The organism is Rothia sp. 11273D007AR (assembly GCF_053547255.1).
Genome location: NZ_JBPPWJ010000001.1, coordinates 20,445 through 38,514, shown reverse-complemented (window position 1 = coordinate 38,514; position 18,070 = coordinate 20,445). Strand labels below are relative to the sequence as shown.

The 18,070-nt window shown below is 50.3% G+C and carries 17 protein-coding genes; 4 read left to right on the top strand and 13 right to left on the bottom strand.

Annotated features, from left to right (window positions below; genetic code table 11):
- Positions 1–102 precede the first annotated feature (102 nt).
- The 4 genes from ACED88_RS00185 to rfbB form a co-directional block, all read right to left on the bottom strand.
- Positions 103–726: a 50S ribosomal protein L25/general stress protein Ctc gene (locus tag ACED88_RS00185; protein WP_449108386.1), complete on the bottom strand. Its 624-nt coding sequence runs from the start codon at positions 724–726 to the stop codon at positions 103–105.
- Positions 727–1,064: 338 nt separating this feature from the next.
- Complete coding sequence (locus ACED88_RS00180) at positions 1,065–1,937, bottom strand: glycosyltransferase family 25 protein (RefSeq protein WP_449108385.1); 873 nt, start codon at positions 1,935–1,937, stop codon at positions 1,065–1,067.
- A gap of 24 nt (positions 1,938–1,961) precedes the next feature.
- Positions 1,962–3,383, bottom strand: coding sequence for a dTDP-4-dehydrorhamnose reductase (gene rfbD / locus ACED88_RS00175; RefSeq protein WP_449108384.1), 1,422 nt, complete (start codon positions 3,381–3,383; stop codon positions 1,962–1,964).
- Positions 3,383–4,381 carry a dTDP-glucose 4,6-dehydratase gene (gene rfbB / locus ACED88_RS00170; protein ID WP_449108383.1) on the bottom strand — a complete coding sequence of 333 codons (999 nt, stop codon included), beginning with the start codon at positions 4,379–4,381 and terminating at the stop codon, positions 3,383–3,385. Before rfbB ends, rfbD begins: the two co-directional genes overlap by 1 nt.
- 82 nt (positions 4,382–4,463) lie before the next feature.
- Here rfbB and rfbA point away from each other — a divergent pair, with 82 nt between their 5' ends.
- The 4 genes from rfbA (at position 4,464) to ACED88_RS00150 (ending at position 8,149) form a co-directional block, all read left to right on the top strand.
- Positions 4,464–5,324, top strand: coding sequence for a glucose-1-phosphate thymidylyltransferase RfbA (gene rfbA / locus ACED88_RS00165; protein WP_449108382.1), 861 nt, complete (start codon positions 4,464–4,466; stop codon positions 5,322–5,324).
- A 188-nt stretch (positions 5,325–5,512) separates the two neighbouring features.
- Positions 5,513–6,868, top strand: coding sequence for a polysaccharide biosynthesis tyrosine autokinase (locus ACED88_RS00160; RefSeq protein WP_449108381.1), 1,356 nt, complete (start codon positions 5,513–5,515; stop codon positions 6,866–6,868).
- 107 nt (positions 6,869–6,975) lie between these two features.
- A complete protein-coding gene (locus tag ACED88_RS00155; protein ID WP_449108283.1) occupies positions 6,976–7,818 on the top strand; it encodes a nucleotidyltransferase family protein in 843 nt (280 codons plus the stop codon).
- A gap of 4 nt (positions 7,819–7,822) precedes the next feature.
- Positions 7,823–8,149 (top strand): PqqD family protein, encoded by a 327-nt coding sequence (locus tag ACED88_RS00150; RefSeq protein ID WP_449108380.1) that lies wholly within the window; start codon positions 7,823–7,825, stop codon positions 8,147–8,149.
- A 74-nt stretch (positions 8,150–8,223) separates the two neighbouring features.
- On the opposite strand, the gene ACED88_RS00145 is transcribed toward ACED88_RS00150, so the two are convergent.
- The 9 genes from ACED88_RS00145 to ACED88_RS00105 form a co-directional block, all read right to left on the bottom strand.
- Positions 8,224–9,345, bottom strand: a complete 1,122-nt coding sequence (locus ACED88_RS00145; protein WP_449108379.1) for a glycosyltransferase — start codon at positions 9,343–9,345, stop codon at positions 8,224–8,226.
- Positions 9,346–9,393: 48 nt separating this feature from the next.
- A complete protein-coding gene (locus ACED88_RS00140) occupies positions 9,394–10,332 on the bottom strand; it encodes a glycosyltransferase family 2 protein (protein WP_449108280.1) in 939 nt (312 codons plus the stop codon).
- A 3-nt stretch (positions 10,333–10,335) separates the two neighbouring features.
- Entirely contained in the window at positions 10,336–10,692 is a 357-nt protein-coding gene (locus ACED88_RS00135) for a hypothetical protein (protein ID WP_449108378.1), read from the bottom strand.
- A 468-nt stretch (positions 10,693–11,160) separates the two neighbouring features.
- Positions 11,161–12,159 carry a glycosyltransferase family 4 protein gene (locus tag ACED88_RS00130; RefSeq protein ID WP_449108377.1) on the bottom strand — a complete coding sequence of 333 codons (999 nt, stop codon included), beginning with the start codon at positions 12,157–12,159 and terminating at the stop codon, positions 11,161–11,163.
- 7 nt (positions 12,160–12,166) lie between these two features.
- On the bottom strand, positions 12,167–13,048 hold the full coding sequence (locus ACED88_RS00125) for a glycosyltransferase family 2 protein (protein ID WP_449108376.1): 882 nt from the start codon (positions 13,046–13,048) through the stop codon (positions 12,167–12,169).
- A 26-nt stretch (positions 13,049–13,074) separates the two neighbouring features.
- Positions 13,075–13,386 (bottom strand): acyltransferase family protein, encoded by a 312-nt coding sequence (locus ACED88_RS00120; RefSeq protein ID WP_449108375.1) that lies wholly within the window; start codon positions 13,384–13,386, stop codon positions 13,075–13,077.
- A gap of 83 nt (positions 13,387–13,469) precedes the next feature.
- The gene (locus ACED88_RS00115) at positions 13,470–14,696 is read right to left on the bottom strand and encodes an O-antigen ligase family protein (RefSeq protein ID WP_449108374.1); all 1,227 of its coding nucleotides are present in this window, start codon (positions 14,694–14,696) and stop codon (positions 13,470–13,472) included.
- Positions 14,693–15,832 carry a glycosyltransferase gene (locus ACED88_RS00110; RefSeq protein WP_449108373.1) on the bottom strand — a complete coding sequence of 380 codons (1,140 nt, stop codon included), beginning with the start codon at positions 15,830–15,832 and terminating at the stop codon, positions 14,693–14,695. Before ACED88_RS00110 ends, ACED88_RS00115 begins: the two co-directional genes overlap by 4 nt.
- The gene (locus ACED88_RS00105; RefSeq protein ID WP_449108372.1) at positions 15,823–18,066 is read right to left on the bottom strand and encodes an N-acetylneuraminate synthase family protein; all 2,244 of its coding nucleotides are present in this window, start codon (positions 18,064–18,066) and stop codon (positions 15,823–15,825) included. Before ACED88_RS00105 ends, ACED88_RS00110 begins: the two co-directional genes overlap by 10 nt.
- Positions 18,067–18,070: the final 4 nt, after the last annotated feature.

The window sequence follows — 18,070 nt, the reverse complement described above, 5'->3', positions numbered from 1 at the left end:
CAAGAATGCGGTAAGCATACAAAAAGTGTAGCGAGTCAAGAAGGCCCGCACCGTCGTTGACTACGGTACGGGCCTTCTATAAGGGTGAGGTAGCTATAGAGCTTACTTAGCTTCGTCTACCTGAGCGTCAGCTTCTGCGCCCTCGGGAGCGTTTTCGCCCTCTTCACCGGTCTCGGGTACGTCGAGTTCCTCGGGCTCTGAGATGTTAACGACCAGCAGTTCTGCGTCTGCTACGAGGGTTACGCCGGCGGGCAGTTCAACGTCGGAAGCGTGAACGTGGGCGCCTGCTTCGCGGCCTTCGATGTTGACAACGAGAGCTTCGGGTGCCTTCAGAGCGTCTGCTTCAACGAGCAGAGCGGTTTCTTCCTGGTTTGCAACGGCGCCAACAGCGGGCTCGCCTTCAACGTGTACGGGAACCTCGATTTCAACGCGCTCGCCGCGCTTAACGGTCAGCAGGTCGATGTGCTGCAGTTCGGGGCGGATGGGGTGGCGCTGGATGTCCTTGATCATGGCCAGGTGGGAGTCACCTTCGATGTCTAGGTCTAGGATTGCGTTGGGAACGCGGGCAGCCAGGGTGGTGGCGTGGCCGGGCAGTACAACGTGCTTGGGCTCTTCACCGTGACCGTAGATGACGGCGGGGATGTCGCCGGCCATGCGGATGCGGCGGGCGTAGCCCTTACCGAAGTCGGTGCGAAGGGTTGCGGAAATCTTGATGGTCTCAGTCATGAGGGCCATCCTTTCTTCTGGTTAGAGGTTGATGTGCCAAGATTCGAGTGAACTGGCGCCAGAAATCGCTTTCTAACCAGCCACCGTCAGGTTCGGACCTACCGGGGTCTCCCACCGGCATTCCACTGCCTTGGCTTTCTAGCTGTTATCGCAACAGCCCGACTCATCCTACAGAAAGTCCACCTAAATATCAAGGAGGCCAGCCAATCTAATCCTGCCTAGCAACAGACATCATATATTCCATACGCATCTCAACCATAACAATAAACAGACTGGTAGAATTCATTGACGATTTGAGACTTACTAAAAGCGTTGATTCCTACCCCTGCACTTCAGGCCTATCGAGACCTCTTTGCAGCGGCCTTGCCAACCACATCCTTTGCACTAACGACCAATAGATCTTTCAGCAAAAGAAAGTTTGTCATATTAGCCTTAGATTTAGCCTTCTTCAGAATTCCCATAACACCCGAAACAGAGGTACTGTGTTCAGCTAATTTACGTTGCTTAAACTGATTGTAGCCTTCAATATCATGAATTGTTGTTTCCCCTTCCCAGTCAGCTAGACCAGGGCGAACAACCTGCAAGTCCAGAACATGGAAGGGTAGTTCAACTGAGCTCTCTGAGGGACTCACATTATATTCATCTGCCAGCCAGCTGACACCACCAGCTTTTTTCACTTGAGCGACATACTTAACACAGGACTCACGTGAAATGAGATATAGACCAGCTCCAGCTAGCCTATCTGCATAGTGGCCCATCCTGTACCCGCCAGGCAGAATCTTAGCCGTCAAAGACATAGCATAATATTTCAGGTTTTTAATAGAACCAAAAATAGGCTCTGATAAAATAACAATATCTTTTTTACCCTTTGCTGATAAAACTGAGTTCAGCTTACCCAAAAATCCATCAACAGCACGGGCATCATCTTCTGCAACCAGCAGAAAATCCCCCAGATTACCAGGTTCCTCTGCAAACTCCTTAATAACCCTGTAATGGCTAATTGCGCAACCAATTTCAGCAGGGCGCGGGTCCTTTAAAGCTCTTTTTTTGTATTCATCAACATTGAAATCTTCAGGAACATACCCCTGTCGAGTATCTACCGCATCAAAAACCTCAAAATCTATACCCCAATTGGATTTTTGAAAGCCTTCCAAACGCGGTGAGTCCGCCAGTGAGATAACCACAGCTTTTGCCACTGATTTTGCTACCATTTTTAACTACCTTTATACCTAGTACTATAAACTTGTCTGAAAATATTCAGCGAGGGCAAGTGAGTGATTTCTTGGAACGAAACCTGCCTCAAGAATCTTCGATAGGTCCATAGCTGAGTTGCTAGGACGAGGAGCAAAAAAGTCTGCCTGGGCAAAGTAGTCTTCAGTAGATACAGGAGTGACCCGATCAGCTGAATGTCCTGTTGCCTCAAAGACTGCCTGAGCCAAATCAGCCCAGGTCACGACCTCACCGGTGTTCGAGACATGATAGGTACCAAAGTCACAGTTCTTTTCCAGCAGGTGCAAAATAGCTCCAGCCAGATCCTGGGTGAAGGTGGGCCGGCCATACTGGTCATTGACCACAGAAGGATTCACGCCCCGCTCAGCTAGGGAACGCATCACCTCAATAAAGTTCTTACCATCGCCCATGACCCAGGAGGTACGCACAATATAGTGGCGGGCTAGGGCCCGAACAGCCATTTCACCGGCGGCCTTAGACTGACCATAAACACCCAGCGGTGCAAGCGGGGCATCCTCTGTGTACTCTTCATCTAGGGGCAGTGAGCCATCAAAAACATAGTCAGTAGACACATGCACCAGGGGAATACCAGCCTCATCAGCCACCCTAGCTAGGGCAGCAACCCCGCTAGCATTAGCCGCCCAGGCCTGGGCGCGGCCCTCAGGGGTTTCAGCCTGATCAACAGCCGTATAGGCTGCCGCATTGATAATTCCCCGCAAGGAACGCCAGCGGTAGGCCCTAGCCCAGCTTTCTGGGCGAGCCAGGTCTAGTTCCGCACGAGTCGCAGCAATATAGGGTGTACCGGATGCTTCAAGCTGCTTGACCAGTTCACGGCCCAGCTGGCCATTTGCGCCGACCACCAGCAAGGGGGCAGGTGCTAGGGGCTCCACCTCAGCCAGGCGGGGGTGATTTTTATCCTTATCAGAAAGCTCAGCCTGCTCCAGGGAAATCGGCCAGTCAATTGCTACGGTCTCATCAGCAAGGTTGAGGAAAGAGTACTCCCCCTGGGCATCTGCCGACCAGTGGTCATTAACCAGGTAGGTGTAGGCGGTGTTATCTTCCAGGGTCTGGAAGGAGTTACCTACCCCGCGGGGAACAAAAACAGCGGTATCAGGGCCAAGTTCTACAGTGACCGTCTTGCCAAAGGACTCCCCTGCCCGCAGATCAACCCAGGCACCGAAGATACGGCCGGTAGCTACCGAAACGTACTTGTCCCAGGGCTCAGCGTGGATACCCCGGGTAGTACCGGCACTTGCGTTGAAGGAAATGTTGTTCTGTACCGGGCCAAAGTCTGGCAGGCCAGCAGCAAGCATTTTTTCCCGCTGCCAGTTTTCCTTAAACCAGCCCCGGTTATCCCCGTGCTGGGGAATATCAATAATCAGCAGGCCGGGAATGTCGGTACTGCGAACAGATAAATCTTTGGGCATTACTGGCCAGCCTTAGCGTACTTTGCTTCAACCTCAGCCTTGAGGGGCTCCCACCAGGCCCGGTTAGAGCTGTACCAGGCAATGGTGTCAGCCAGGCCCGCCTCAAAGTTGGTGAACTGGGGCTCCCAGCCCAGTTCCTTACGCAGGCGGCTACCGTCAATGGCGTAGCGCAAATCGTGGCCGGGCCGGTCAACTACATGCTCAAAGGCGTCCTCAGCCTGGCCCATCAGGCGCAGGATAGTGCGCAAAACGCTGATGTTGTTTTCTTCGCCGTCAGCCCCGATCAGGTAGGTTTCACCAATCTTTCCCTTTTCAAGAATGGTATGGACGGCTGAGGAATGATCAGAGGCATGAATCCAGTCGCGCACATTCAGCCCCTCCCCATAGAGCTTGGGCTTAATGCCAGCCAGAATATTAGTAATCTGGCGGGGAATAAACTTTTCAATATGCTGGTAAGGCCCGTAGTTATTGGAGCAGTTAGAAATCGTTGCCTCAATACCGAAGGAGCGAACCCAGGCCCGAACCAGAAGATCAGAACCTGCCTTAGTTGAGGAATAGGGGGATGAGGGATTATAGGGGGTGGTTTCAGTGAACTTAGCGGGATCATCAAGCTCAAGATCCCCAAAGACCTCATCGGTAGAAATGTGGTGGTAACGGGTCTTATGTTTACGGACTGCTTCAAGCAGGGTAAAGGTGCCAATCAGGTTGGTATGAATAAAGGGGCTGGGGTCGTTAAGCGAGTTATCGTTATGAGACTCAGCTGCGTAGTGGACAACTGCATCTGCCTGGGCTACCAGGGGGTCAACCAGGTCCATATCGGCAATATCGCCCTTAACAAGTTCAAAGCGGTTTGCTGGCAGGCCTGCGAGTGACATTTCGTTAGCCGCATAAGTCATCTTATCTAGAACAACTACATCATGATCGGTGTTTTCAATCAGGTAGTGAACAAAGTTAGAGCCAATGAAGCCGGCGCCGCCGGTAACAAGAATATTTCCCATAACTTTAACAGTAGTGGCAAATCACCTTATTTTGGGTTTCCGATAGCCCCTAAAAATGTGGTGTTCATGCCAGAATGGGGGTATGAAGGGAATTTTACTCGCAGGTGGTACTGGCTCACGCCTCCACCCCATCACACTCGGCATCAGCAAACAGCTCACTCCGGTTTACGACAAACCGATGATTTACTACCCCATCTCTACCCTCATGCTCGCGGGTATTCAGGATATTCTGATTATCACCACTCCGCAGGATCAGGACCAGTTTCAGCGACTACTGGGGGATGGTTCTCAGTTCGGCGTTAACTTTACTTACAAAGTTCAGCCCTCCCCCGACGGCCTCGCACAGGCTTTTATCCTGGGTGAAGAACACATCGGGGATGATTCAGCAGCTCTTGTTTTGGGCGACAATATTTTCTATGGCCCGGGCCTCGGCAACCAGCTCCGTAAATATAATAACTTAGACGGAGCTGCTGTCTTTGGTTACCGAGTTGCAGATCCTACTGCCTACGGTGTTGTGGAGTTCGACCAAAGCTTTAAGGCTATCTCCATCGAGGAAAAACCGGCACGCCCCAAGAGCGATTACGCGATTCCCGGCCTGTACTTTTACGATAACGATGTAGTCGAATATGCGAAGGCTATCAAACCTTCCCCCCGTGGCGAGCTTGAGATCACTGATCTTAACCGTGTCTACCTCGAGCAGGGAAAACTCCAGGTCGAGGTCCTTCCCCGTGGAACAGCATGGCTAGATACTGGCACTTTCGATTCGTTGGCAGATGCCACGAGCTTTATTCGTACGGTACAGGCTCGTCAGGGGCTCTCGATCGGCTCTCCTGAAGAAATTGGCTGGCGTATGGGCTGGATTGATGATAACCATCTCGAAGAACTAGCACGGCCTCTTGTCAAAAGTGGTTACGGAGCCTACCTGCTCGGTCTACTTAAGTAGGACCAACTTCAAGTGCGCTTAGACAAGCGTTGACAACACGACTTCTTCATTCTCTACCGCTGGTAGAATCATTCCGACTGTTGTCTCAGGAACAGTCTGGTTTTCACTTTTAACCTTTTAGGGCTTATATGACTATCCTTGACTTCTTACGCATGCTCCGCGCCAACCTCAAGCTACTAATAATTGGCTTGGTCGTTGGTGCACTCTTGGGCTTTGGCTATTCCCTCATGCAGCCTCGCGTCTATGCTTCTAGCTCTACGGGCTATGTAACTGTTGGTGACGGCGCAGGAATCGGTGACGTTATCTCTGGCTCAGCTGCTGCCAAAGAGAAGGCCGCGGCTTATCTAGCTCTAGTGAATTCGGCAGCAGTAGCCGATGAAATTATCGCAGCAAACCCAGAACTCAACATGAGCCGCGGGCAGGTACAGGGTAACCTCTCAGCCACAGTTGATGCTAATTCTGCACTCATCAATGTTTCCGCACATGGTTCGACGCCTGAGCAAGCACAAGCTCTCGCAAACTCATCTCTAGAAGCCGTAGCTAAGGTAGTCAATGATCTTGAGGGCTCAAGCTCCGTACGAGTTATTCCGCTGGAAGATGCAACCCTGAACAACACTCCCATCAGCCCTGATGTGCAGAAGCTAGTTCTAATTGGTGCTGGTGTTGGTCTCGGTCTCGTACTTGCAACAATCTTGCTTCGTCGCACTGTCGATACTAAGTTACGTACCCGTGACGATGCTACTAAAGCAACAGAAGCTGGAGTGCTTGGCGTCCTTCCTGTCTCTGACGAACTCACCGAAGAAAATATCCTTCGTGCTAACAGCGACCACGTTGCACAAGAATCAATCCGTCAGATACGTACCAATCTACGTTTCGTCAACGTTGATAACCCGCCTAAGTCGCTTATTGTTACTTCGGCTGAGCCTGGTGAAGGCAAATCAACAGTTTCAACTTCTATTGCGCGGGCACTGGCGGATGCTGGTGAGCCGGTCATCATTATCGACGCGGACCTCCGCCGACCCACTATTGCTAAAAAGTTTAAGATTGATTCTAAGATTGGTCTGACTCAGGTACTCGCAGGTCAGGTTGAGCTTGCCGACGCTGTGCGGCAGTTCGAAGATACCCAACTCTTCATCCTGCCCGCCGGCCGAATCCCCCCAAACCCCTCAGAGCTTCTTGGGTCTGACAAAATGCGTCAACTTATTTCAGAGCTTTCCGGCGAGTTTACTGTTATCGTAGACGTCCCCCCGGTGCTTCCAGTCACTGACGCTGCTCTGCTATCTACTGCCGTTGACGGTGTTGTTCTCGTAGGTACCGTAGGAAAAACCCGCAAGGAAAACCTCGCTGAAGCTGCTGCTAATCTACGCAAGGTAAGCGCCAATCTATTGGGTGTAGTCATCAACCGTGCACCTCGCACTGGTCTGGGTAACTCCTACTACGGCTTTGCCTACAGCTCAAACGGCGGTTACTCCTCCTACTACGGTCAGGACGATGAGAAAGCTAAGAAAGCCGGTCGTGGCAGCAAGCGTTCTAAGAAGTCATAAGCTGTGATAACAGCTTAATAACCCTTTTATGCCAGTGCCCCTAGGGGCACTGGCATAAACTGTTAAAACAAGACGATAAATACGCTCACAAGAATCGGCAGGATAGCATGGATAGTACCCAGGTAGAAGAAAATAATGTTCCACTCAGGTTCCGGCTCATGCTTTCTCACGCTTATTTCCAATATCAGGCTGAAAGCAACGCTATTGACCTTCTACATGTCAAGGGGTACGCTTTTGGCACAGATACCTATCGCGCTCATCGCCAGAGCAGTGATATTGATGTGCTCATCCGCCCTGCCCATGTAGACCGTTTCGTAGAGGTGCTCCTTGCCCAAGGCTGGGAAATCTTAACACATTTTGAGACGGGATCTATCTTTGAACATGCGATGACGATTTATCACCCTCAATGGGGTCTGGCTGATATCCATAGGTTTTTTCCGGGTCTCGGTAAAGATTCAGCTGTAGCTTTCGAGCAGCTGTGGAAGAGCAGACGAAAGAAAAACATTGCATCCTACCCTTGCGACCTCCCCAGTGTTCTTGATAGCCAAATTATCGTTCTCATTCATGCTGGACGTTCTGAGGCTGCGGTGCACCCGGATGTTGAGTTCATCCAGTCTCAACTTACCGATGAAGACTGGTCAGCTATCAAAGAGCGGGTTCAGGAACTCGATGCGGGTATCGCATTCGCTGCGGCTTTTAAAGATTTAGAAGCTTATAAGGGTGACCCTGAGTACCTTCTGTGGAAGTCTGTTTCAGATACGACCCCGGACTATATTCAGTGGAGAGGACGCCTTAAACTAGCCCGCGGCATAAAAGCGAAAATAAGGGTTCTATACAAAATTTTCACCGTTAACCGTGACCATCTGGCGATGGAACTCGGTCATACACCTAGCCGCCAGGAAGTCCGGCGTAAATTCTTTAGCCGGTTCACCTTTGGAAAGAAGAAATAACCCGATGCCCTCTGTTTTCCGCCGAAGCCCGGTCTCAGCAACGGCTACTAAATCTTCGGTCTCTGATGAAGCGCAGACTATCTTCTATGTAGCTAATCTGATGACCTCTGAACTATCGGTACTTGAAGGCTCTAGCGTTCTCATCTGGGAGCTTCTAGAAAAGCCTTACTCTCTCGAAGAACTCTTGATCGACGTATCAGATATCTACGGCGTCGAGCAGGAGTTAGTCTCACCCGGGATTAATGATTTCTTAGAAGCAATGCAACAGCAGGGGCTCGTCGTCCTCGACGAAGTTGCTGAGCCAATGCCCAAAACCGGTGCAACTGACTAGTCTAAAACCAATCAAAAACGGGGGCTCCGGTACTTAGCAGCACCAGAACCCCCGTCTTTTATTAGTCTATTCTGTTACTGCATCGCCCGACGCAGAGCATCAATGAAGCGTTCCTCGCTAAATTTTTCTACATGGCTCTGAATTGATTGAGCATTAAACTGATGTTCATCGAAGGTTGCCACCGCAGCGTGGATAGCCTCCGGGCTCGGGGTATCAATGAAAGTTCCATTGACTCCCTCGCTGATGGTGTCAAGAAAGCCACCAGCCCGTAGAGCAATAACAGGTTTACCAAAGGAGCCGGCTTCCAAAGGAGTAAGCCCAAAATCCTCATGCGAGATAGCGAGTACAGCCTTAGAATGAGCATAGGCATACCGCATCTGGCTATCAGAGATGTTAGAGACAAAACGGACGTTAGGGGTACTCATAGCCTGCAGCTCATCTTTCATCGGCCCTGACCCCACAACCAGAAGTTTCTGGTCAAGGTCAGAAAAAGCTTCAATAGCGTGCTGTACGTTCTTATAGGGCAATAAGCGCGAAACAATCATAAAGAAACCGTCGCTCATGAAATCTTCAAGCCCCTCAATGGGTTCCTGAGAAGTACTAGCTGAGACGCTGTGGGGAGGGAACAGAATATTAACGTCTTTCCCGTAGACATCGAAAATACGTTGTTTAATGGTGGTTGAATTAGCAACGTACTGTTCTTGACGAGCTGCTGCACGTTGGTCCCACAGACGTAGCATCGGGCGCATTATTTTAAAGACGGTGCTGATAACTGGGTTAGGGGTTGCTCCAAGGTATTGGTCGGTCAGGTAGACCCAGCGTGCCGGTGAATGACAGTAAATGAAGCTTTTCTGGGGCAGGCTGAACCCGTGTGCCCAACCAGTTGTGGATACCAGTGCTTTATCAGCTTTGACTCTTAGCAGACTTGAGAAGATAGGCAGCAGCGGAAGCGCTAACCTGTGGTCTTTTCTGAAGAGGGGTATTTTGTTGAGCGGTGAGGTGATAATCGTACAGTCTCTAAACTCCGGGTAGGTAGTTTCGGGGTTGTAGAGGGTGGTGTAGATAGGTGCCTCAGGGAAGGCCTTATGCATGGCAAGGACGACGCGTTCAGCTCCCCCACGCTGGGTGAGGTAATCATGCGCGATAGCGATGGGGGCGGCAGCACTGTGGTTTATTTCGGAGGATGACTGGGACATTTGACCTGTGTCTCTAAGGTATTGTTAGTTTTCTAGCGTTATTTGAGGCTAGAAAACTTTTTTGGCTTTTTCAGGTGAGGTGATACCAGCGTAGCTTGCTGCTTCTACGGTAAGAGCGATAAGCTTCTCAGCGATAGCACAAGGTAGGTGGTCAGCAACTCGGTCGACAGTATTACCTATTAGACTAATTCGTCCTTCTGTTAAAACGCTGGCAAGTAGTTTTGTGGCCAGTCCCCAGAGACCAGCAGGGTTAGGATTTCCCAAGACGTCTTCGCCATGTTTCTTCACAAAAATATCCCGTGCAGCACCTGAATGTAATGCGCGGGTTGCACGTCCGGCTGTTGTGGTTGCTGCGATATGATGTTTACTTTCTAGCTCGGGAGCAAGGATAATTTCTGCTCCAGCCAGATGCATTTCATACCCCATATCCACGTCTTCCCACCCGTAAAGACGATAACGTTCGTCGTATCCACCAATCTCTTCAAACATTTTCGCTGTCATGGACGCATTAGCGTTCCAGAAGTGCCAGTATTTCTCTGCAGGAGTTGAATATGCGTCTTCACGGAACTTCTTATCTCTGTAGTTACCATAGGCACGGGCATAGGGAGTATCGGGGTATAGATTATGGACGAGACCTACTACCCCTACTTCAGCGTCACCGCTGTGGTAGCGCACGTGTTGTTCGATGAAATCTGCCTTAGGTTCAAGGTCATCGTCACAGCGGATTAGGACGTGGGCATCGGCGGCGCGGTGACCTGCGTTGAGAGCTTTACTCCTGCCGCGATTTTCAGGGAAAATGATTGCTTCAATATTGAGGATGCCACGCTCCCGATAAGTCTCCACCACAGCTTCTGTATTGTCGATGTCTCCATCTATCACCACGATGACCTGGAAGTCTTTTTCGGTTTGCTGTTCGAGGGCATCCAGGGGGTAGTGCAGTTTTGAGGCGCCCCCGCGAGTGGGAATAATAACCGCTGCTTTATACATAATCTAGGCGTCCTTAATATGACGGGGTTTAATTTTGGGTGCAATTCTATTCATTGCAGGCGGGGTAAAGAGCCAGGGAGCAATCTTTGAGCATATCTTGTCCATGATTAATGAAAATACTACGCCGGCTACTGTTGCTGCAATGAGGACGAGGAATGGGTTCTCTAGACCAATTTTAACAAGAATCACGCGGTTCTTGGGGGTAAAAAGTAGGTGGGCAAGGTAAATTTGCAGTGATTTTTGACCGAGATACTCTGCCCAGCTGAGGGCTATGCCTTTCTTATAGATAATAGCCAGAGCAGCTAACACCATGGCGGAAACAAAGATGCTACCGGTGATACCTAGAGCGATATTGTTCACTGTGCGGGTAGGGTCACCGCTGGTGGGCTTTGTGAGGTGCCAGTTCAGTAGCAGACAAAGAAACCAACCAGGGTTATCACTAGAGAAGGTAGGATATTCCGGTTTGACAGTCTTTCTGGAACATTTTGCAAAGCCCAAGGGCCAATAATAGCGCCGAAAATCAGAAAGATATAGAGGGTGTTGTCCTGTTGCCCAATATAAGTCCCGTTAATACCCCACCCTAAGATAGTGACCAGTGTGATGGGTACTCACGGCTAGGGGTATGCCAGCTCCCATGAGCAGAGCTAGCAGAGGTAGGTGCACTAGGTATAGAGCACTGTTAAGAGCGGATAAAAAGGGTACTGGGTAGTAGATATTAGACCAGAGACACCTATCCAGCCGATGCGTGTCCTATGACAATGAAAACAATGGCTATACCTCAAATAGCATCAAAATAGCCATTCCGCCGGGATTTTAAAGGACTATTCATTAGAGACTAGTTAAAACCTCTCGTATAATTTCAGCGTTCTTCTCCCACGAGAACTGTTTAGCTTGTTGGAGACCTTTCGTAGTCATATCGTGAAGTATAGAGGAGCTACCAAGGAGATAGCGCGTTTTTTCAACCAGTTCATCATAGTTGTAGGGATTAAAGTAGAGAGCAGCTGCACCAGCAACTTCAGGCAAACTGGTTGTATTAGAGGTAAGGACGGGAGTGCCACAAGCCATTGCTTCAAGCACTGGGATGCCAAATCCTTCATACACCGAAGGCATGATGAAGAGACGTGCCCCCCGATAGTACTGAGCAAGCTCAGCTTCAGCCAGCTGCGTCAGAGAATGCACCCGGTTACTCACGCCTAGCTGATGAGCAAGCTCCGCAAGTTCATTCGTTTGTTGACCAATGATAACAAGGTGCAGCTCTTGTGACACATCAGTCAGCAGACGATAAAGCATATCAATATTTTTGTGGGGTTTTGTATTCCCGACATATAAAATATATTCATACGGAAGATTCCGTGTTGACCCCTCAGTAGTAAACTCTGAACTTGCAGCATTTCCTGTAACGAAAATTTTTTCCTCAGCTACGCCTGACCATTCCACCACCTTCTTTTTAGAGTACTCAGAAACCGTAATAACAGCCGGCGAATTAATGACAACTGGCTTAACAATATTCTCGTAGTACTGTTCCTTTACAGAACTCCTCTCAGCAGCAATATCCAAGTGAATAAGGTCGTGCACCGTAATAACCTGGCGATTATTAAAACCATATACCGGCGTAAAAGATGGCGAGTAGTAAATACTCGAGGGATCAAAAAGTAGATTGCAAGAAACTTTTGCCTGCCAAGCTAGTAGGCCTACAGGTGATAACGGGCTCTGCCTTGAATGCAGGCTTTTAAAGTTAAGTTCATTAAGTCGAGAGGTTGTCTCGTGGGCGTATCGCGCAATTCCATACTGACCCACCCAACGCGCATCATAAATAATTTTTTTCATTAAGGCACTACTTCATATCCGAAAGGAATTTTGCAGGGTTATTAATATCAATTTTACTCACTACAAAGTAAATAATAGTAAATGACTTGAGAAAGTAACGCAACGCAAAACTAAAGTTTCTTCTTTTTAATAAATCAGACATCGAGAGGAGTGAGTCTTTTATAGCTATTAGTGGCCAAAATTTATGGGTGTAAGCAGTGAAACGTTCGGGGTGTCGCTTCCATATTTGTGCTTCTGCCAGATTTGCGTCAAGGACTTTTTTAACTTTTCTTTTTACACCGACTGTCTCGCGGAAGTAAATTTTTAGGTCTGGATTTTCTTCAAAACTAGCGCCTATTTTGTTCAGTCTGAGAGCGATTTCTGTATCTTCGCCACCATAAGGAGGCAGCCCCCAATCAAAGCCATCTACCCTGACAAAAGTATCCTTTTGGATGATCAGGTTGCAACTTAGCAGGGAATAGTCCCCTCGGATTCCTTTGAAGATAGAGCTTCGGCCCAAGGGCATTGTATGCGACCCCGAGGGGTGAAGCGCATAGAGCGGACCGCCTGCGACTTCAACACGTTGCATTGAGTTTTGAGCTGCTTGTAACCAGTTATCTGATACAACATCATCGGAGTCACAAAAGGCAATGATTTTACCACGAGCAGCGAGGACTCCTTTATTACGGGCATAGGAAGCACCAGGCTGGTCGGATGCATCTATCAGTACAAGTGGCACTTTGTAAGAGCTCTGCTGGCTTTGGATGTAATCTATTGTACCATCGTTAGATCCGTTATCGGATACGATGACTTCCCAGTCGCAGTTCACTTGCTGACGCGCCAGCGCCTTAATTTGATTCTGAATATGTGGCATGCCGTTCTTGCATGGAATAACAACGCTAATTTCCACTATCCACCTTCTTTCTGTGGCAATCCTTAAATACACTGAGTAAAAATGAAAGAACGACTCTCAATTCCTATTAGTACAATTAATCCCCCCCCTGCCAGCAACAAACTGAACCAATAGGCGGGATAGTGTCGTGAAAAACGTGAAGTGATAAATACACGAGCACTTCTTACATCTATAGCCATCAGTAAGATTAAAAAGCCGCTAATTATGAAGAAAAGCTGAACACCTAATTCTCCGCATCTAAAACTGTAGGGCGCCACCGGGGCGGAAGGGTAACTATCATTATAAGTCGCTCCGAAGTGGGAAACCACAACAGCCAAAACCGCTAGACCGCTCAACCCATCTAGCTCTCTAAAGCGAGAAGGTTTAAAATCCGATGGATTCAAAATATATTGAGGGTTTCTGTTTGATACACCTCTAGCTACCTTCTAGACTGTACATATCTAAATTGTTGAGCCGAGTTGATAGGTACTGCCAGTAGACTCAGCGCAACCCCCATAGCCAGGCCCCAAGGAGCCGTCAAAAAAACCTCACCGAGTCTCCAGCTACAAATAGCGATAACGATAATTGCCGCCTCTCCAACGACTGAGCGTTGAGGACGAGGTTGCTTCCAGAACAAGGCGGCAGCCAGCGTAATAGCTAATACCAGAATAGTCCAAGGCCATCCTCCCTCAACAAAAAGGGTCCAGAAAGAATTATGGAAATACTGGTTATTGTGCCCTGGAACGGAAGCATAAGCCTGACCTAACCCCTGACCGTACCAGGGAGTCTCCTGCACCTTAGCCCATGAAGCCTTATCAATCTGTTCGCGGAACCAGTCTGTACCTGTACGATCACCGAATACAGCAGAGTCAGCAAAGTTATTCTGAAGCCATTCAAAGAACCAGCCCACAAAACCAGCCAAAAACAGCTTAAAAAACAGGTTTAATTTTTGAGCAAAAAAGTACCAGAGCAAAGCAATACCAAAGGCACCCAAGCTGGTGCGCGAACCGGTTGCAAAGAGAAGCGGAAAACCAATACCAATAATTAGCAATCGTTGCCAGGTCTTTGTATAAAGAGCGAACATAATGATTGGTACGATTGCGTGATAGAGCCCAGCAACATTCTTATCGCTGAGCCAGCCAGTAAGATATTGACCATAATTAGCAGGGGCAACCCCAGCAAAGAAGAGCACGGCGTTCACCAGCATCATAGAGCTCAGGCCAAGAATCAAGGATTTAAGGTCGATTCGCCGCTCAGCAATAAAAAGAGCGAGAAAGACTACCGACATCATCCGAACAATGCGTTGCAGGGCATTTATGAAGTCGATGTCGTTCCCCATGACCGAAGAGGTCATGATAAAGAGCGCCCCCAGAATAAAGACACCGATATAAACATTGGACTGAACCAACTCATATTTTGCTTTTTTAGTTGACTTGTAAACAACTGCCAGTAAAATAACCAAGGCAGCAAAAGGCATGCCAAATACAGGGATGGTAACAAACACCATGAGGATGCCCAGAATAAAGTCAATAATGACAATCTTCCCGGTGCCCTCGGCAACTGATTTCAGTTCTTCTTTGGCCCGATTTTGAAAGGCTTTAACCCGCTCCTCAGCCATCAATGTCTTATTCGCCTGCCAACTCTCATGCTGGGAAAAAGCGCTCATCGTTTCAGTACCTCCCGATAAGCGGTAGCAATGTTACGCGTCATATCTGCTGTACTGTCCCAGGTAAAGGCATCCGAATTATCGGGGCGGTCCATGTCAGACAGAATCTTGATAGCAGCAGCTTCAACAATCTCTGCTCGGTTACTTGAGGTAAGGGCCGGTACCATTTCTTCAGCTTCGAGTTGCTCAGGATTACCGCCCATAGCTGTCGCTAAAACACGTAGCCCGGCAGCTTTAGCCTCAAGCAGGGTGTAAGAATTGTTCTCAGCAATCGACAGCTGGACCAGCACATCATTGCGACCCATCACTTCAAAGGGGTCGTTAAAACCAGAGAACCAAACGTTCTCTTCGATACCAAGATCTGCTACCTGTCTCTTTAGCTCAGCTTCCTTTTCGCCCTTACCCGCGATTTCAAGGCGAGCATCCGGGTGCTCTTTGAGCACTAGGGCAAAAGCATCGATGAGCACATCAATTTTCTTTTCCGGCGCCAGACGAGCCATAGACACAACCCGTAGCCTACCGGGCTCCCCGAATACTCGCTTTTCTTCGACCTTCTGAGCAACAATGTCTAAGTCGACACCGTTAGGAATTACAGTTACATCCTTGGCGCCCCACTTCTTACCCATTTGTACAGCATTAAAACGAGAAACAGCAATCTTGCCATCGGTAAACCATAGACGTACACGATGCACTAGTTCCATTAATTTCTGCTGACGCACAGTTTCGTGGTAGACAAGATCATCAACAGCGATTCCGTGCTCCGTGCTAATAAGCTTCGGTGCACAAACCTTATCTTGCACGAGGTGCCGCGCTTTACGTGCGGTTACTACAGCAACAGCAACGACATCTGCATACGCGAGGTGAGTATGAACTATCGCAGGCTGGATCTCCCCAATAATACGGTCTAGAGCCAAGAATGACTTCTTAAAACCAAAGTCAGGTCCAAACTCACCGGTTCGCACGTCGACACCCATGTTTACTAGGTGCTCAGACAGCTCACCTTCTGGACAGAAAAAGACCAGGTTATGCCCGGGGATACCGTTACGGGCGATATCTACCAGGTGCCGGGCCACACCTGCAAAGTCTGGCACCGGCATACACAGAAGAACAGTGGGATGAGTTGAATTTACAGCCACTTTTCGAGCCTATCGAGTGCGGTGAAGAAGCCTTCGCCGTTGTTCACGTGGCCCTGCCAGATTTCGGGGATGAAGGATGAGTTAGGAGTTAGCTCACGCAGCTGCTTGCCGAGGGCTGCCCAGTCCACGTCGCCTTCGCCGACCTGAACGCCTTCGCCGTCCACGCCGATGCCGTCCACCAGGTGTAGGTGGATGGAGCGGGGAGCCAGGAGCTCAACGGCCTCGGAGAGAGGAATCTTGAGGAAGTTGGCCGCCAGCATGGTGTGGGAGATGTCCAGGCAGAGAGCGGTGTTATAGGTGTCGGAGAAGTCAGCGGTGTCCTTAGGGTCAAGGAAGAGGTTGTGGTACTGCTGACCACCCATGAGCCAGGGGTAGGGAGGCAGGGTCTGGGCCGCGATGCGCACACCCGAGGTGTCGAGCTTGGCCAGGGCCTCGCCGATACGCTCGTACTTGTCGGCACGGGCGGAGGGGGCGATGTGGCCGTCCTTGGTGAAGCCACCCATGGTAACAACCATGACCGGATCATCGTCTACGGTGAAGTAGCGAGTTAGGTCGCGGGTGATGTCGATGGTGCGCTGGACCTCTCCAATCGAGCGTTCCCAGATTTCCTGGTCACGAGAGGCCAGGTCTACCAGGAAGTCACCGGCGAAGAGGTCGGGCAGGTGGGTGGTAAAGGACATGTCGAGCTTGCGGTCAAAGACCTCGTCGATGTTGACTTCTAGGTCCTTGTAGGAGAAGTGGAACTCCAGAAAGTCGGGTTCGGCGTCCTCAATGAGGGGCTTGTAGTCGTGGTAGCGGACGGGCAGGCCCCAGGGGCGATCAAACGTGAAGTCGCGGCGGGTCACCAGGTCGTCCTTCAGGTCGCCCTCGAAGAAGAAGGATCCTGCCTCAACCTCACGCTGCATGGTACGCCCCAGCAGCTGGGGCAGGTAGTTAGGCTGCAGGCCACGGCCGGGTGACTTGACCTCGACGTCCGCCTCGGTCACGACCTCCCCCTTAGCGATGGTACGGGTAGCAACCAGAGACTTAGCCAGGTTCACGCGGTTCATGAGCTCGCCGGTGGAGACCTCGCGGGGAGCAGAGGTACCAATCGACTCCTCTACCTCGCGGATCTGCTGAACCATAGCCTTGAATTCCTCGGGCAGCAAGGAGACGGTGTGGTCGTTACCTTCAAGGGTTTTATCGACAGTGAAGTGCTTTTCAATAATCTTGGCACCGCGGGCAACAGCCGCAATAGGCACGTGGTAGCCGCGTTCGTGGCCCGAGTAGCCCACCAGGCACTGGCCGATGTCAGCTAGACGATCCATGTAGGCCAGGTTGACGTCCTTGAAGGGCGCCGGGTAAGTGGACTGGCACTGTAGCAGGGCGTAGGAAGCGCCGAGGGAACGGAGCAGGTTAACCGACTCCCGGATTTCTTCTTCACGGCTCATACCGGTGGAGACCAGCATGGGCAGGCCACGGGAGGCCATATCACGTAGAAGGTCGTGGTTGGTCAGGTCAGCTGAGGCAACCTTGAGCCCCTGAATACCGTAGTCGACCAGAGCCTGCACCGACGGACCGTCCCAGGGGGTGCACATGATATCCATATCGTGCTGCTTGACGTGGTCAAAGACCTCATACATCTGATCCACGGTAAAGGAGAAGCGGGAGAGCAGGTCGAGGGTGTACTGAACCCCCAGGTCTTCGCCTGCTGACTTAGAGCCCTTCTGCCGGTAGAGGGCATCCATGTCACGCAGCTGGAACTTAACAGCATCAGCTCCGGTATCAACGGCTAGGTCAACCAGGCGCTTAGCCAGGTCAACGTCGCCCTGGTGGTTGTTACCAATTTCGGCAATGATGAAGGAGGGTGAATCCTCGGTGATTTCGGTGCGGCCAATGCGCAGCACGTTCTGCTCGTCCATGGCGATAGCAACCAGGTGGCCGCGCTCGTCCACCAGGGGAAGAAGGCTGATACCCTTGGCGAATTCGCCCTGCAGCTCTGCCGGTTCCGAACCGATGGGGGCTGTCTTGACACCCTGGTTAGCCACCTCAAGGGCACTGGTTTCAAGGGAGGCAGCGGGGTTGGCAATCAGCCAGCGGCGGAAGTCGCCGTCTGACAGGGAGCCCTTAAGCACACCTGACTCGTTGACCAGGAAGATAATGCGCTGCCCGTTAGCAGAAATCTTCTGCAGGGCGGTGAGTACCGGGTCCTCAGAGAAAACAATGTAGGGGGTGATATTGCGTTCGATAATCATAGTT